The sequence below is a fragment of the Paenibacillus glucanolyticus genome, from assembly GCF_037333485.1.
Taxonomy (GTDB): Bacteria; Bacillota; Bacilli; order Paenibacillales; family Paenibacillaceae; genus Paenibacillus_AQ; species Paenibacillus_AQ glucanolyticus.
The window spans coordinates 4618755-4633712 of the sequence record NZ_CP147845.1 but is presented as its reverse complement, the minus strand read 5'-3'; the positions used below and the strand labels follow the sequence as shown (position 1 = coordinate 4633712).

The 14958-nt window shown below is 48.7% G+C and carries 16 protein-coding genes; 8 read left to right on the top strand and 8 right to left on the bottom strand.

What is annotated here, in order from left to right; all coding sequences use genetic code 11:
* Positions 1–82: 82 nt before the first annotated feature.
* Positions 83–1999 (top strand): beta-N-acetylhexosaminidase, encoded by a 1917-nt coding sequence (locus WDY75_RS21815; protein WP_063479008.1) that lies wholly within the window; start codon positions 83–85, stop codon positions 1997–1999.
* 67 nt (positions 2000–2066) lie between these two features.
* On the opposite strand, the gene WDY75_RS21810 is transcribed toward WDY75_RS21815, so the two are convergent.
* Positions 2067–2228: a hypothetical protein gene (locus WDY75_RS21810; RefSeq protein ID WP_006209143.1), complete on the bottom strand. Its 162-nt coding sequence runs from the start codon at positions 2226–2228 to the stop codon at positions 2067–2069.
* Between the two features lie 152 nt (positions 2229–2380).
* On the opposite strand from WDY75_RS21810, the gene WDY75_RS21805 reads away from it, so the two are divergent.
* Positions 2381–2764, top strand: coding sequence for a VOC family protein (locus WDY75_RS21805; protein ID WP_063479009.1), 384 nt, complete (start codon positions 2381–2383; stop codon positions 2762–2764).
* 50 nt (positions 2765–2814) lie between these two features.
* Here WDY75_RS21805 and WDY75_RS21800 read toward each other — a convergent pair whose 3' ends face one another.
* Positions 2815–3282 (bottom strand): L,D-transpeptidase, encoded by a 468-nt coding sequence (locus WDY75_RS21800; RefSeq protein ID WP_231888038.1) that lies wholly within the window; start codon positions 3280–3282, stop codon positions 2815–2817.
* Between the two features lie 466 nt (positions 3283–3748).
* On the opposite strand from WDY75_RS21800, the gene WDY75_RS21795 reads away from it, so the two are divergent.
* Both WDY75_RS21795 and WDY75_RS21790 read left to right on the top strand, forming a co-directional pair.
* On the top strand, positions 3749–4534 hold the full coding sequence (locus WDY75_RS21795; protein ID WP_006209146.1) for an ABC transporter ATP-binding protein: 786 nt from the start codon (positions 3749–3751) through the stop codon (positions 4532–4534).
* A 1-nt stretch (position 4535) separates the two neighbouring features.
* Positions 4536–6167, top strand: coding sequence for a hypothetical protein (locus tag WDY75_RS21790; protein ID WP_063479011.1), 1632 nt, complete (start codon positions 4536–4538; stop codon positions 6165–6167).
* 56 nt (positions 6168–6223) lie between these two features.
* Here WDY75_RS21790 and WDY75_RS21785 read toward each other — a convergent pair whose 3' ends face one another.
* The 6 genes from WDY75_RS21785 to WDY75_RS21760 all read right to left on the bottom strand — a co-directional run bounded on the left by WDY75_RS21785 (position 6224) and on the right by WDY75_RS21760 (position 11758).
* Positions 6224–6517, bottom strand: a complete 294-nt coding sequence (locus tag WDY75_RS21785; RefSeq protein WP_063479012.1) for a hypothetical protein — start codon at positions 6515–6517, stop codon at positions 6224–6226.
* Positions 6518–6685: 168 nt separating this feature from the next.
* Positions 6686–7822 carry a M20 family metallopeptidase gene (locus WDY75_RS21780; protein WP_063479013.1) on the bottom strand — a complete coding sequence of 379 codons (1137 nt, stop codon included), beginning with the start codon at positions 7820–7822 and terminating at the stop codon, positions 6686–6688.
* Between the two features lie 16 nt (positions 7823–7838).
* A complete protein-coding gene (locus WDY75_RS21775; protein WP_006209151.1) occupies positions 7839–8657 on the bottom strand; it encodes an ABC transporter permease in 819 nt (272 codons plus the stop codon).
* Complete coding sequence (locus WDY75_RS21770; protein ID WP_006209152.1) at positions 8654–9517, bottom strand: ABC transporter permease; 864 nt, start codon at positions 9515–9517, stop codon at positions 8654–8656. Before WDY75_RS21770 ends, WDY75_RS21775 begins: the two co-directional genes overlap by 4 nt.
* A gap of 3 nt (positions 9518–9520) precedes the next feature.
* A complete protein-coding gene (locus WDY75_RS21765; RefSeq protein ID WP_063479014.1) occupies positions 9521–10621 on the bottom strand; it encodes an ABC transporter ATP-binding protein in 1101 nt (366 codons plus the stop codon).
* Between the two features lie 36 nt (positions 10622–10657).
* Complete coding sequence (locus tag WDY75_RS21760) at positions 10658–11758, bottom strand: extracellular solute-binding protein (protein WP_036637987.1); 1101 nt, start codon at positions 11756–11758, stop codon at positions 10658–10660.
* A 229-nt stretch (positions 11759–11987) separates the two neighbouring features.
* Between WDY75_RS21760 and WDY75_RS21755 the strand changes: the two genes are divergently transcribed.
* From WDY75_RS21755 to WDY75_RS21740, 4 genes are all read left to right on the top strand, one after another.
* Positions 11988–12743: an IclR family transcriptional regulator gene (locus tag WDY75_RS21755; protein WP_036637990.1), complete on the top strand. Its 756-nt coding sequence runs from the start codon at positions 11988–11990 to the stop codon at positions 12741–12743.
* A gap of 717 nt (positions 12744–13460) precedes the next feature.
* Entirely contained in the window at positions 13461–14138 is a 678-nt protein-coding gene (locus WDY75_RS21750; protein WP_006209156.1) for a hypothetical protein, read from the top strand.
* The gene (locus tag WDY75_RS21745) at positions 14116–14628 is read left to right on the top strand and encodes an accessory gene regulator B family protein (protein WP_338840771.1); all 513 of its coding nucleotides are present in this window, start codon (positions 14116–14118) and stop codon (positions 14626–14628) included. Before WDY75_RS21750 ends, WDY75_RS21745 begins: the two co-directional genes overlap by 23 nt.
* A complete protein-coding gene (locus tag WDY75_RS21740) occupies positions 14606–14746 on the top strand; it encodes a cyclic lactone autoinducer peptide (RefSeq protein ID WP_006209158.1) in 141 nt (46 codons plus the stop codon). The genes WDY75_RS21745 and WDY75_RS21740 overlap by 23 nt, the downstream gene beginning before the upstream one ends.
* The last annotated feature ends 212 nt before the right edge of the window (positions 14747–14958 follow it).

The following is a 14958-nucleotide window of genomic DNA, read 5'->3' as shown; positions in this document are numbered from 1 at the left end:
ATTCCAAGATGAAGGGATCGGGCTTTGCTGTTTCACACAATGATAGACAGCATCTCAAAAATGGGATCATGGAGGGAATGACATGAAGATTCATTTTGATCACCTGTCTGGAAAACTGCTTAAAGGGATCAGCGAGCTTTCAGACATATTGGACATCTCCATTACAGACGGAGAAGGCATTAAGATTCGGGTCGTTCAGATGGAAGGTCCGATTCAGGTGGCGCTGAAGGATGGGCAGGGACTGATCCGTTACCAGGAGAGCATACACTTTTTCCGTGCGCTCGGTTTGTTTCTGGAGCAGGCCAGGGAGCGGGCTTTATTCGAGCTGACGGCGGAACCGAAGTTTGACTTTAACGGCACGATGCTCGACGTTTCCCGCAATGGCGTTCTCAAGGTGGCGGTGATCAAACAGTTTATCCGTTATATGGCGCTGATGGGACTGAACGGACTGATGATGTATACCGAGGATACGTACGAGGTAGAAGAGCAGCCCTACTTCGGATACATGCGCGGCCGGTATACAGCTTCGGAACTGAAGGAGTGCGACGATTATGCGGATTTGTTCGGCATCGAGATGATTCCGTGTATTCAGACCCTGGGGCATCTGCAGCAAGCGCTAAAATGGGGGTATGCGGCAGATATGAAGGACCATGCCGATATTCTGCTCGCAGGCGAGCCGAAGACATATGCTTTCATTGAGCAGATGATCACAGCCGCATCCGGCATGTTCCGTTCCAAGCGAATTCATATCGGCATGGATGAGGCATTCCAGGTAGGTCTTGGAAATTATCTGAAATTGAACGGGGTTCAGGACCGTTTCCAGATCATGAATGACCATGTCAACCGGGTGCTTGCCATCACCGATCGTCTCGGACTCGAGCCGATGATCTGGAGCGACATGTATTTTAATTTGCTGGCGAATGATTATCAAGGGGCGCTGTACAATGTAGATGCGGATTTCTCGGATGACAATATGAGCCGAATTCCAAAAGGCGTTCAATTTGTGTATTGGGACTATGGACGCCGTGATGAAAACGGATATGAACAGTTATATGAGAAGCATATGAGGCTGGGCTCCAAGCCGATTTTTGCCGGCGGCATCCATATGTGGAACAGTATCTGTCCCAACAACGGCAAGACATGGATGACCAGCCAGCCTGCCCTGCGTGCTGCCAAAACCAAAGGCATCCGCGAGGTGATTGCTACCGCCTGGGGAGATAACGGCAACGAAAGCAATCACTTGGTCATTCTTGCCGGTCTGCAGCTATTTGCCGAGCATGGATATGGCGATGAGGTTGATGATAAGCTTCTTACAAGGCGGCTTGCGGCCTGTACGGGCATCGATTTGTTTGAATCGCTGAACGCCCTGAAATATATGGATGAGGTTCCCGGCGTGTCGGAGGGCAATCACTGGATGGCGAACCCATCCAAATATTTATTGTGGCAGGATCCCCTGCTAGGGCTGCTGGACAAACATGTGGAAGGTGAAGCGGAAGCTGTGCTGCCCCAGCATTACGCTGGACTGGAGCGGAGATGGCGGCAATGCAAGGAGCAATTCCCGGCACCGTTCAGTCGTCTGTATGAATTTTATGAACGATTGGCATCGGTGCTTGTTATTAAAAGCACCCTCGGCGTTACGCTGAAAAAGTGGTATAAAACGGGACAAAAGGATCAGCTGGCTGAGCTTGCAGCAGCACCGGATTCCCCGTTGCTCGTGCTAAAGCAGCGCATCGAGGCGCTGCGGCTCTCGCACCGTGCGCTCTGGATGAACACGTATAAGCCCTTTGGCTGGGAGGTACTGGACCTCCGCTACGGGGGGCTGCTGGCACGAATCTCTTCCACACAGGATCGGCTTGCCGATTATGTGGATGGGCATATCGAAGAGATTGAGGAACTGGAAGCCGAGCGGCTGCCGTTCGATCAGAACGGACTTACCGGCAGAGCGCTGGAGGTTAACGTGACCTATCAGGCAGCAGTGACGGCGTCCTGCTTCATCTAAAGAAAAGCTGCTCTTCCAGAGTCTATGCGGACTCATGGAGGGCAGCTCTTTTTTGTGCAGGGTTTGTTTATGGTGTATCCTCTGGACCTTGTTCTTTCTCGTAAGCAATCAGTGTGATATCTTTGCCTGTGAGCTCGGCGATCTTCGTCTCGGCATCTTCAATCGCTTTTAAGGTGCCTTCATTTCCATTCAGTGATGCGATTTTGTATTCCTCGGAATGGATATCCATGGTGAAACTCCCCCCTTAAGTGGTTGATTCATGTTATATAATGTATAAGGTATCCTTTAGAATGGAGATACATACCTCGATTCAAATGAAGTATGATATGGCTGGCAGACCATCATAAAGCATTTATTCCGCTTACAAGTGAGGTGTGATACATGATTCAATATGTAGGACTGCACCATGTCAGTTTGGCCGTTCGGGATTTGGAAAAAGCCAAGGTGTTTTACTCGGAAGTCCTTAAGTTCCGCGAGCTGCGGCGTCCGCCGTTTACATCCAAAGGGGTCTGGTACGCGGTGGGGGATCAGCAGCTCCATCTGCTGGAGCATCCGATCAGCGATACGCTTCGCGAGCGCGGAATCGATACGACGGACGGGCATTTTTCGATCTGGGTGAAGAGCTACCGCGAAACCAAGGAATGGCTGGACCGAATGGGTGTTGAATATACTGCCAATCCCGACAGCGTTGCAGGTTTTGCGCAAATTTTCGTGCTGGATCCAGATCGCAACATTATAGAGTTTGGAGCTGCGTATGGCTCATAGAAATTAAAAAAGCCAAACACCATCAAGTGTTCAGCTTCTAAGCTTTTGGATTATTTTTGGATGAGGACAGGGGTATTCATTTTAACCTTGTCGTAGAGCCAGCGCACGTCCTTATTATGCATGCGAATACATCCGGCGGATACGTATTTTCCAATCGAATTCGAATTGTTGTTCCCGTGGATCGCATAGGCATAACTGATCCTGCCGTTGACCTTCACGTTAATGCCCAGCCAGCGGTCCCCCAGCGGATTGCGCGGATCTCCGCCCTTGATGCCTTCCTTGTAGTAAGGTCTGTTTTTTACCTTTTCATGGATTTTGAACAGGCCTTCCGGCGTATAGGAGGGCTTTTTGCCTGTGGCGACGGGGAATGTTTTAATGACCTTTCCCTTCTCGTAATACGTCAGCTTGTTGGTGGATTTATTAATGACGATAAATTGTGCATACGAAGCGTATTTACTGTCCAGTTTCTGCCCTGAGGCGGCATGGGTCAGGTTAGGGAGGAAGAAAACCAGCAGCAAGGTAAAAATCAGTATGCGGTTGATGCCCTTTATGATGTCCGATCACCTCTTTTCGTTCTCCCCCATATATATGCGGTTATTCGCGAATGTTGACGAAATTGTTCACACTTCGAAAAATAGAACAAGTTGTTTTCAAAGAGGGCTGTAGAGGGCAAGGCGGGACAATCTATTTAAATCTGGTAGCGAGCTTGGCTGTGACACAAGACTTTGTGAGACAAGCTCAGTGCATGATCGAATCTTGACGATAAGAATTTGTGTTACCCTTTCATGATAAGTTGTCAAGCTGTATGAATGGATCGGCTTGTGCATGAGGGCAGCTCCAGACAAGCTTGTACCGGGTGTTTGGCATCATATTTTGCATATGGGGATTTTGCAGAGCGAATATGAATGAAAGGTTGATTTTCCTGAGCTCCCATAATAAGGTAGGTATGTGAAGACAATGAGAGAATAGGAGAATTCGTATACGATGTCTACAGATGAAGTGTTATCGATTCAAGATCTGCGCATGAAATATGATAATCGTTATGTATTGAACGGCATTGATCTGGAAGTGCGCCGCGGCGAGATGATTGGTTACATCGGTCCGAATGGAGCGGGAAAGAGCACAACGGTTAAGATTATGCTGGGACTGGTTGAGGGTTACACGGGGACCGTTCGCATATTCGGGCAGGATATTTCCGATGGGAATATCGACTATAAACGGAGAATCGGGTATGTGCCGGAGGTCGCAGAATTGTACGATCAGTTGACGGCAGCCGAGTATTTGACTTTTACAGGTGAATTGTATGGACTTACATATGATACTGCGGATTATAAGGCCAAACATTTAATGGATTGCTTTGGTCTGGACAAAGCTTATCACTCGCGGATTGCTACATTCTCAAAGGGGATGCGGCAAAAAGTACTGCTGATCTCGAGCCTGCTGCATGACCCGGATTTGTTATTCCTTGATGAGCCCTTAAGCGGGTTGGATGCGAACAGTGTCATGGTGGTTAAAGAAGTTCTCGCCCAATTGTCGGCTCAAGGCAAGACGATCTTTTATTCCTCGCATATCATGGACGTTGTTGAGAAAATCAGCAGCCGCATCGTTCTGCTCGCCGATAGCCGGGTCGTAGCGGATGGAACGTTCAAGGAGCTGCAGCAGCATTCACATGAAGGCTCCTTGGAAGAGGTATTTAATCAGCTGACAGGTTTCCATGATCATGCCCAGATTGCTGAGCGGTTCGTATCGATCGTTCGGGAGGAGAGCTGACATGCCGGGGCCGGAATCCTCATTTCGAATGCTTAAGATTTTGGACCGATTTCAAGGCGTGATCTCCAGGACGGGTGTGGACTATGAGGTCCTGCGCCGTATATTACATGTCAAACTCATCATGGACTCAAGGCGGGCCCCTGTCATCTTGTCCTCAGTCAATCGGAAGAAGGAGGAGCAGGACAAGAACCTGTTTGTCAGCTCTCTCTGGATGTACGGCTTGATCGGGCTCGTCCTGACGCCGTTTGTGTTCTGGAGCGATCCGGAATATCTACTGCCGATGAGCCTTTTATCCGCAATCTTAATGTTTCTGATTATGACCTCCATGATTTCGGATTTCTCCTCGGTGCTGCTGGATGTGCGCGACCGAAGCATACTGATGACCAAGCCGATCGACGGTCGAACGGTCGGTCTGGCCAGATCGATTCATGCAGGTATTTATTTGCTTCTTTTAACCGGGGCTCTTTCGGCCGGCTCCCTGGTCGTTGGATTGATCAAGCACGGCGTTGGATTCTTTTTAATCTATATCCTTGAGCTGATCCTGATGAATATGCTCATCCTTGTGAGTACTTCCATGATTTATCTGGTGCTGCTGAAATATTGGGACGGAGAGAAACTGAAGGATCTGATCAATTACGTGCAGATTGGTCTGTCCGCCACGCTGGCCATCGGGTATCAGTTTGTGATTCGTTCCTTTGATCTGATTGATTTCAATCTGGTGTTTACACCGGCTTGGTGGCAAATCCTGCTTCCGCCAGTATGGTATGCGGCTCCTTATGAGTGGCTGTTTGGCGAGGGGGGCGGGTGGCTGATTCTTCTCTCGGCATTAGCCGTATTTGTCCCGATTCTGCTTATGATGATATATGCCCGCTTGATTCCGTCATTCGAGTTGTATCTGGAGAAGCTGGCTCACAGCGAAGCGGGAAAAGGGCGGGAGCGTGGAAAGTTTGACCGGTTCTTGGCCAGATGGGTATGCCGATCGCGCACGGAGCAGGCCTGTTTCCGGTTGTCTGCCAGCATGCTTAAGAACGAGCGAGAATTTAAGCTTAAGGTGTACCCTACTTTAGGGTTAGCCGTGCTGCTGCCTTATTTATTCTTTTTCTCCACAATCCGTAATTCCTCATTCGCAGAAATCGGCAGGGGATCATCCTATTATGTGCTGTATGTTATGCTCATCATGGTTGCTACGGTCGTGATGATGCTGAAATACTCGGGCAAGCCCAAAGCCTTCTGGCTGTTCGGGTCAGCCCCGATGCCGAGCATGACCCCCTTGTACCAAGGGGCTTTAAAGGCGTTTGCCATCAAAATATTCCTGCCGCTGTTCGCTGTGAATGCGGTGGTGTTTGTCATCATATTCGGTATGCGAATCCTGCCGGATATTCTCATTGTGCTGCTTACCGGATTGATGTTGATCCCGTTATCAGCCAAGGCTATGCTGAGGACTCCGCCATTCTCCCAAGCGTTTAATATGGCTCAGCAGAAGGAAGGCTGGTGGGTTCTGGTCTACTTCATTGTTGTAGGCGGATTCATCGGTTTGCATTATGCAAGCAGTACCATTGCTTATGGCATTCCGGCCTATATCGTTGTATTGCTCGCTGTGAATGGATGGGTATGGACCAAGCTGTACAAGTAAAAAGCGGAATGTTCGGGTAACGATCCGAGACTGGATGAAGCGGGCTTCGGGCTGCGTTACGAGGACAACATATAAATCAGCTGCCGGGCAATATAGAACACAGGCTGCAGGGCTGCATGAAACAATTCGGTCAGTGAAGACGAGTCCAGGCTGACTCCCCAGTCACCTTGACTCCACCTGTCTGGCATATATGGAGCCGTAGCTTGGGTCGAAGGAGCCTCAAGATCATAGGATTCCCGTAATCGATCCAACGTTTGCTGGTCGAGTGGACTGTCGCTATTTGCATAGGTGGTTAACCAACTCAATGTAAGGAATAGAACTGTTAAGTTTTGCAGGATTTTGGTTCGCATGGCGTTTCTCCTTAGGCTGTCATTTCCAGTCAAAACTAACATACACAAAAACAGACCTGCTCACAAGGCTCTAATCCTATTGTAGGACTGGAGACGGCAAAGGAGAGGGGCATCCGAGATGGATGCCCCTTCTTTGATTTCCTATGTATCGTACTAGATACCGCTATTTTATACCCGGACCAGTATGCCGGCCAGAAGCGCAGCGCGTTTAGGGATATCGGCAATCAACACATATTCGTGAAGGGCATGGGCCCCGTCGCCGCGGGCGCCCATGCCATCCAGTGTCGGCGTGCCGCATGCGGCAACAAAGTTGCCGTCGCTGACTCCGCCCGTGCTGGTATCCGGCAGAGGCAGATTCAGTTCTTCCTCGGCAACCTGTTGTGCCAAATGATACAGATTCATAATCGCCGCCGTTCGTTCCATGGGCGGCCGATTCATCTGCCCTTCGATCTGCAGGCGGATCTCCGGGTGGATTGGAGCAAGCTCTTGCATTTTATGTGCCATTCGGTTGAAATCCTCCATCGTTTCTACCCGGATATCGATGTAGGCTTCCGCCTGGGGGGCAACGACATTGGAGCCGATTCCTCCGTTTACGATGCCGACATTGACATGTATGCCGCGCTTGTCATCACTCAGTTCCTGGAGGCTCAGAATGTGGCGCGCCATCTCGTGGATCGCCGATACGCCGGCAGCCGGATTAACCCCGGAATGAGCGGCACGACCTTCGATTTGGAGATGGTAGCGACCATTTCCTTTGCGAGCCGTTTTGACGGCGCCTTCCGGTTCCATCGGCGGCTCCAGCACAAAGGCGGCCTGGCTGGAGCGGGCATGCTCCTCGATCCAGAGGCGGGAAGAAGGGCTTCCAATTTCCTCATCGCTGTTAATCAACAGAATAAAGGTAACATCGGCAGGGAGCCTTCCCATCTCCTGCACCACCTTTAAGGCAAATATGGCTTGAATGATCCCGGCCTTCATGTCCAGAACCCCCGGACCGTAGGCTCTGTCTCCCTCGATACGAAACGGCCTTTGCGCGCATTCGCCTGCGGGCCACACCGTGTCCGCATGTCCAATGAGCAGGATGCGCCGCTGCCCGCTGCCGATATGAATCTCCAGGCGGTCGGCATATTCTTCGTTTGGAACCCGGATAGCTCTGGCATCCAGATGTGAGAGGCATATTTCTTCATACCAGTCGATCATTCGGTCGGTTAAGTCTTTACGCTGGGAAGGCGAATCCATGTTGACGCTTTGCTCTAGCAGCCGGAGCATTTCCGGGAGCAGCAGTTCCAGTCGGGTTACCCATTTCATATCCGTTCTACCTGCCTTAATGAGCGTGTGAGTTGGAGCCAAACAAACGATCCAAGCCGTATACGCGCTCTAAGATGAAAATAAATACCAAACTCAGCAAGATCACGATAGAGGATATCGATGCAACGAGCGGAGTTAACGATTCCTGCATGTAGTTGAAGATAGCCATCGGCAATGTTGTTGTGGACGGCGAGATCATAAAGAGTGACACGGTGACATTATCGAATGAGGTCAGAAACGCAAACACACAGCCGGAGAGCACCGCTGGGCGGATCAGTGGAAACGTAACGTCCCAGAAGGTCCGCAGCGGGTTTGCCCCAAGAATGGATGCGGCCCGTTCCAAAGTATAATCAAAGGTGCTGAGTCCCGTATAAACCAGTCGTACAACGTAAGGCACAGAAATCAGAATATGGGACAATAACAGACCGAGGAACGTGCCTGCAAGCCCAATGCGTGTGAAGAACAGCAAAGCCGCAATGCCGATGATCAGTGCCGGAACCGTCAGCGGTGATAACAGCAGGGAACTGATGACGCCTGAGCCGCGGGGCTTGTACTTGTGCAATGCCAGTGCAGCCAGCGTACCGATGACGGTTGCGATAACGGCGGTAATGATAGCAAGCTGCAGGCTGAACCCGAACGACTCGATGAACTCCGGACGGTCGAATATTTTCTCATACCACTGGAGCGAGAACCCCTGCGGCGGGAACCGCAGGACACCCGTCGACGTAAACGACGTCGGGATGATGATCAGCAATGGGGAGATGACCATCAGCACGACAAAGAACGTGATGATGCCAAGCACGGAGGGTCTGCGAGATTTTTTTTCACGAATCATGATGAGAACACCTCCTTATAACGCTTCGTTTCCACCAGCTTGGTAAATAGCGTGACCAAACCGATGGTTGAACCGAGAAGCAGGAATGCAATGGCAGCTCCAAGGGACCAATTGAGTGATGCCATCATCTGCTCATAAGCCAGCACCGGCAGTACTTTTACTGAGGTGCCACCCATAAGGGCTGGCGTGACGAAAGAGCTCATAGCCAGGCTGAACACGAGTGTTGTTCCGGCAAAAATGCCGGGAATGCTCAGAGGCAGCGTGATGCTGAAGAATTGTTTGAATCGTGTTGCGCCGAGAATGCCGGCTGCCTTGTACAGGGATGAGTCAACAGCATACAGGCTCGTGGAAATGGCCAGGACCATATAAACGATCAGCGAATCGGATAATCCAATCACAACACCAAGCTCATTGTACAGCAGCCGCAGCGGTTCGGAGATGACATCTAGCGACATTAACGTATTGTTGATAAAACCGTTGTTGCCCAATATCACGACCCAGCCGAAGTTGCGGATGACTACGCTGATCAGATGAGGGGAGATGATGAGAAATGTTATAAGACCCCGCATTTTCGGCGTAGCCTGAGCCATGTACATGGCAACCGGGAAGCCAAGGACGAGACAAACGCAAACCGTATACAGACTAAGCCTCACGGTTCTCCACAGAATCTGCACATAATAGGTATCTTTAAAGAGATGCGCATAGGATGCCAGTGTCCAGGCTCCTTGTCCCATGTCCTCGCGCAAGCTGATCATTAACATGTAGAACATAGGCAGGATGAACACACCCAGAATAATGATAAGTCCGGGTACCAGCAGCAAGGTGGCAATGAAGCCCTTGGATCGGAGCAGGGAGTTCATAGGCTATGCCTCCTTTGCTGGAAAAGCACTCACATGCTGGGAGTCCCAGCTTAGCTGGACGAATTTATTTTCAACCAGGTGAAGGTGCGGAGCGATGCCGGTTCGAACGGTGATCAATTGACCATGGCATTCTACGATAACTTCAACAATCGAACCGAGGAAGGAAACCAGCCTCACGATGCCAAACACGGTATTCATGCTGGGGGGTGGAGCGTCTCCCACCACTTCCTGTATGACAATATGCTCAGGTCTGACATAAGCCACGGCAGCATCTCCTGTTAACTCCTGCCGCGAATGGCGGTCTGCCTGCAGGAGGATCCCTTCCTTAGTTGCAAAATGCCACAGGTGTTCGTCTGTAGCGGCAAGCTTGACCTGAAAGCGGTTGGACTTGCCTACGAATTCGTGCACGAAGGGTGAAGCCGGCCTCTGGTAGATTTCTTCCGGTGTTCCGATCTGCTCTACCCGTCCATGATCCAGGACAACGATTCTATCGGACATGTACATGGCTTCTTCCTGGTCGTGGGTAACAAAAATGGTCGTGACTTTGAGCTCCTGCTGGAGCCGTTTCATCTCTTCGCGCAGCTCTTCCCGGAGCTTGGCATCGAGGTTGCTCAGCGGCTCGTCAAGGAGCAGTACCGAGGGCTCGGTTACCAAGGCGCGGGCAATCGCAATGCGCTGGCGCTGGCCGCCGGACAGCTGTTTGGGATAACGATCAGCCAGGTGGGGAAGCTTGACCAGCTCCAGCACTTTGTTCACTCTGGCAGCAATCTCGGATTTGGGGATTTTTCGCAATTTCAAGCCATACGCCACGTTTTCTGCAACTGTCATATGCGGAAACAAGGAGTATGTTTGAAACACCATGCCAAGATCACGTTTATTTGAGGGAACACCGTTCATCGGCTTGCCCTTGATCGTCAGAGTGCCTCCGTCAGGCTCCAGAAAACCAGCCAGCATATTCAATGTTGTTGTCTTGCCGCAGCCGGATGGACCGAGAAAAGTGACACATTCCCCGCGCTCCACCTGAAGATTAAAATCGTCTACCACCACGGTGCTGCCGAAGCACTTGCGGATCTGATGCAGTTCAACGTCATACTCCTTCGTCATCTGTGTTTCCTCCGATTCTGAATCTTCGTATCGAACTTATTTGCCTACAAGCGGAGCGATGTCTTTATTGAAGGTTTCCAGCCAGGCTTGCTTGTTCTCGCTGATTACACCGTAATCGAAATTCACAATTTTGCTCTTGTCAAAATTGATCAGACTGCCGATGTCGTCCGGAAGCGTAACGTCCATGACCGGGTTGTAATACAACTTTGTGGCAAACAGGGTTTGAATCTCATCGGTCAGGATAAAATCGATAAATGCCTTAGCCGCTTCAGGATTCTTCGCTCCCTTTACGATGGAAGCAACGGTTGGCACGATGTTTGCTCCTTCTTCAGGAATGACAAATTCCAGGTCGACACCCGCATCCTTCTGCACGATGCTGCGCGCCATGGTCCAGGCGGTGTATGCAGCTGTCTCATCCTGCAGATTCTGCTGGATTTGAGCGGCTGTTTTGGCGAATGTCGGCATATAAGAAGCAATCGTTTTCAATTGTTCAAACCCTTGCGTCATATCGGCTTCCGAGCCGCCGTTGGCATATGCCAGCATGATCGTTGCCGAACGGCCGAAATTACTCGACATTTCGGTAAGCGTTATATTGTTTTTCATTTCGGGGAGAGTCAGATCGTTCCATGATGCTGGAACGGGGAGGTTCTTACTCTGAATCAGCTTGGCATTGTAAGAGATCCCCATCGGGGTGTAATTGATGGTCACGCCGCTGTTCTCTGAGACTCTGAAGCGGTCATCGATTTTGGACATATTCGGAATTTCGTCCGCATTCAAGGCTTCCCAGAGTCCTTCAACGCGACCTGCTTCTTGTTCGCTGCCCTCAATAAATGCAATATCAATTTGGGAGGAACCCTGCTGAGCTTTCACCTTGGCAACAATGTCCGTCGCGACGCCGGCCACGTAGGTTAGTTTGACATCCGGGTATTTTTCATTGAATTTCTTGAAGATTTCATCTTTGAACAGGGATTCTACCGTTGCACCGTTGCCGGCAAAAACCAGTTCACCGGAGATGGTGGAACCTTCCGCTGACTCGGCACCGCCGTTTGAAGCCGTTTTTGCGCCTCCGCATGCGGATAACAGCGAGGTGGAGAGTGTTAAAGCGAGAATGATAGAAGCAAGGCGACCTTTTTTCACAATGATTCCCCCTTATTATTTGTTCACTATTAGAGAACGATGTTTTATAATAGTGAAATATTGTTTTTGATTTTAACATAGCAACATGGTATATTCAATCGTGTTTACAATGAAATATCTCACATGAAACCAAGTTTTTTTGATAGACTGTTTCGAACATGATTGACATATATTCAGCGCGTCAAAAACGATCTCATATTAAACGGAAGTGGCTGATAGGAGGCTAAAGATGGATCAGTTGTTGACATCCGTACAAAAAAGCTGCAAATTGCTGAAGTTATTTCTCCGCGATCAGAAGGAGTGGGGGATTACCGAGCTTAGCAAGGAGCTGCAATGGTCCAAGGGGGCCGTACATAAAATGCTGGCGACCTTAGAGAGTGAAGGGTTCATTAAGCAGAATAGGCTGACACGACAGTATTCGCTTGGGTATACATGTCTGGAGCTCGGAAACCGGGTTAAACGGAACAATGATTGGGTCAGCGTTGCAAGGCCTTATCTGGAGCGTATTGCCAAGCTAACCAAAGAATCGGTTTGTCTATGTGTGCGTGAAGGGAACGAAGCGATCTATATGGACAAAATCGATTCTCCGCTGCCCATACGATTTATTATTGATGCATACCGCCGGTTTCCCTTGTATGCCACGAGTGCTTCGCGGGTCATACTGGCATTCAGTCCTGAAGGAGTGAAGGAGCAGATTATGATCGAGCCGCTGGCTGCATTTACGGAGCACTCGATGAAGAGTGTGAAGGAACTGCGCGAGCGAATCAGCCGCATTGAGGATCAAGGATATGAGATCAGCTCGAATATGAGGAATGTCGGAGTAACAGGTATAGCAGCACCTATATACGACAGCGAGGGTCAGGTGAATGCTTCAATCAGTCTGGTTGGTCCAAGCGATCGTATCGATCAGCATAAAGAGGATTGGATTCAGGAAGTATTACAGGCGGCAGCTGATATATCCAATCTGGTAGGGTATCATCCGTAAGCGATACCTGTGCTACTCACATAGAAAGGATGTCCCAACATCTTGGAAGATGTTGGGACATCCTTTTTTATCGTGGGAGGTAGATGTCAGAGATAAATGGTTTAAAGTGCTCCAAAGCAATTGAACAGGAACAAAAGTTCGTATATAATAATAGATATAACTAATTAACTCCCTTCTTTCTCATCACACTTCATTAATCCATCATGGATTCCCCCACATTTGTATTTAATTACCTGTTGTTATGCCTATTAGGCCTTATATAATCGACTTAGATGATGATGTCAGGATCGCAATAGAATGACCAGAGTTATTCTGGATTAGTCATGTTCATAGGGTCGTGGATACTTGATAACTAAGGCTTGGTTTTAGTTTTCTGGATATAATTTAACGTTGCTGTGCTTTGATGCCCAGGGTGTTTAGCGTTTTGAATCGATTGCGTTTAAGACTTCTTAAACCTGATCCAGAGCTGTAACACCGTTTGATGTTGTTTGTATTTTCCAACAGAGTTTCCAGACATATAAGAAGTGGCAGCCGCCTTCTGATGACTCCAAGAACATGCATTCTTTTAGGATGACTCGATTGATTCCATAAGCTAATGGACTGTCGGAATACCATCTGATCGAGGCGTTATGACTTTCCAATGCAATCAGGGTAGATCGGGAAGCGGCGTAGTACACATCAAACCCATTTCTTATGGCATAGGGAGGAAATCTTTGAATGCAAGCCATTTGGTTTATGTTGTTTTCAACCTTTGAAACACTGGCGATTTATTCACTGATTATGACATTGCTTAGATTTAAAACCAAAGAGTACATATGGCAGGCGCTGGTGATCATGATCCTTGCCAACTTACAAAGTTTCATCATGCGAAATGAACTTCAACTGGACTTTCTGGCTCCTCTCATTACCGTTCTGATTTTTGTTTTCTTGTTCTCAGCCATTATCAAGATTCCTGTTATCTGGTCGGCTATTTGTACCATCATCGGGTACATGCTGTATGCTTTGATTCAGAGTGCCTATTTATCCGTTTTCTTCGGTTCTATTGACACACTTCAGACCAATCCTGCCAATGGTTATATCCTTCAATTATTGTCGGGCGCGACTGGATTATTAATTTCTTGGGTCATGTATAAGTTTCGGATAGGGTTTAAATACGATCTTGAGAAACTGCGCATTAAATCTGAACATATCCTGTTGATTGCGTTAATCATCGTTGTTTTGATGTTGATGGCAATTCTGTTTTACCTCAATCGTTTATGGCTGCATCTTCTTTTCTTTGGGATAACGTTTGGAATCTTCTTGTATTATGCCATCAATACAGAGGAGCGGGGTTCTTATGATCATAGAAGGATTGTCAAAGCGGATAGCGGAAGTGATAAAACGACAGATACCTGATCATAATTCTTCTATTTCTGTTTTACAGCACGCCGCTGCTATTCTATTGAACGTGATGCTCACGGTGATCTTCACGCTGCTCATTTCTGCTTTCACCGGTAATGCGAAGCAGGCCCTTATAAGTATGATAGGTTTTGCGGTGCTGAGGCAATTCTCTGGAGGCTTCCACCTTAAGACGGGAGCCGGTTGCATCGCTTTCACGACGGTTCTTTTTACCCTGGTATCTTTCGTGGACGTCAATCATGTCACGGTGCTGGTCATGAACGTTCTCAGTCTGCTGCTGGTTATGATGTTTGCTCCCAGCCGAATCGAGAAGCAGTCACGAATACCGAGGGAACATTATTATAAACTTCGCTTGATTAGCTGTTTTATCGTTATGCTTAATTTTGGACTTCAGTCCCCCACATTGGCTGTCATATTTTTTATCCAGGCGCTCAGTTTAGTACACTGGAAAGGAGGACAAGCTCATGTTATGGATCAGCAAGGTTAGGCATCAGTTGTTTTCATTTATCGCATCTGCTCTGACGATGGTAGCCGTATTCGTAGTTAATACCGCAAGTCCCGTATTTGTGTACAGTGGAGAGACACCGGAAGAACTTCTGAAATAATTGCTGTGTTGATATGTGCAGTAAGGGGACTGAGGGACTCCAATTTAAGATAAGCTGCATGAATGATGATGAAATCCGGTGCCGTCTAGGTGCCGGATTTCTTTTTGCGTGTAAGATGGGGAGGAAACAATAAAGCGGCTGTATAAGTATGGATAAGGAGCTATAGGCAGCGGCAAATTTGTGGATTTTATCTGCAAGATAATCAGGGTAAA

Coding starts and splice junctions, on each gene's coding strand:
- WDY75_RS21750 (WP_006209156.1), top strand. CDS start 13,461: ATGCAAGCCATTTGGTTTATGTTGTTTTCAACCTTTGAAACACTGGCG.
- WDY75_RS21785 (WP_063479012.1), bottom strand. CDS start 6,517: ATGCGAACCAAAATCCTGCAAAACTTAACAGTTCTATTCCTTACATTG.
- WDY75_RS21765 (WP_063479014.1), bottom strand. CDS start 10,621: ATGACGAAGGAGTATGACGTTGAACTGCATCAGATCCGCAAGTGCTTC.
- WDY75_RS21795 (WP_006209146.1), top strand. CDS start 3,749: ATGTCTACAGATGAAGTGTTATCGATTCAAGATCTGCGCATGAAATAT.
- WDY75_RS21775 (WP_006209151.1), bottom strand. CDS start 8,657: ATGATTCGTGAAAAAAAATCTCGCAGACCCTCCGTGCTTGGCATCATC.
- WDY75_RS21755 (WP_036637990.1), top strand. CDS start 11,988: ATGGATCAGTTGTTGACATCCGTACAAAAAAGCTGCAAATTGCTGAAG.
- WDY75_RS21805 (WP_063479009.1), top strand. CDS start 2,381: ATGATTCAATATGTAGGACTGCACCATGTCAGTTTGGCCGTTCGGGAT.
- WDY75_RS21790 (WP_063479011.1), top strand. CDS start 4,536: ATGCCGGGGCCGGAATCCTCATTTCGAATGCTTAAGATTTTGGACCGA.
- WDY75_RS21815 (WP_063479008.1), top strand. CDS start 83: ATGAAGATTCATTTTGATCACCTGTCTGGAAAACTGCTTAAAGGGATC.
- WDY75_RS21770 (WP_006209152.1), bottom strand. CDS start 9,517: ATGAACTCCCTGCTCCGATCCAAGGGCTTCATTGCCACCTTGCTGCTG.
- WDY75_RS21740 (WP_006209158.1), top strand. CDS start 14,606: ATGTTATGGATCAGCAAGGTTAGGCATCAGTTGTTTTCATTTATCGCA.
- WDY75_RS21780 (WP_063479013.1), bottom strand. CDS start 7,822: ATGAAATGGGTAACCCGACTGGAACTGCTGCTCCCGGAAATGCTCCGG.
- WDY75_RS21810 (WP_006209143.1), bottom strand. CDS start 2,228: ATGGATATCCATTCCGAGGAATACAAAATCGCATCACTGAATGGAAAT.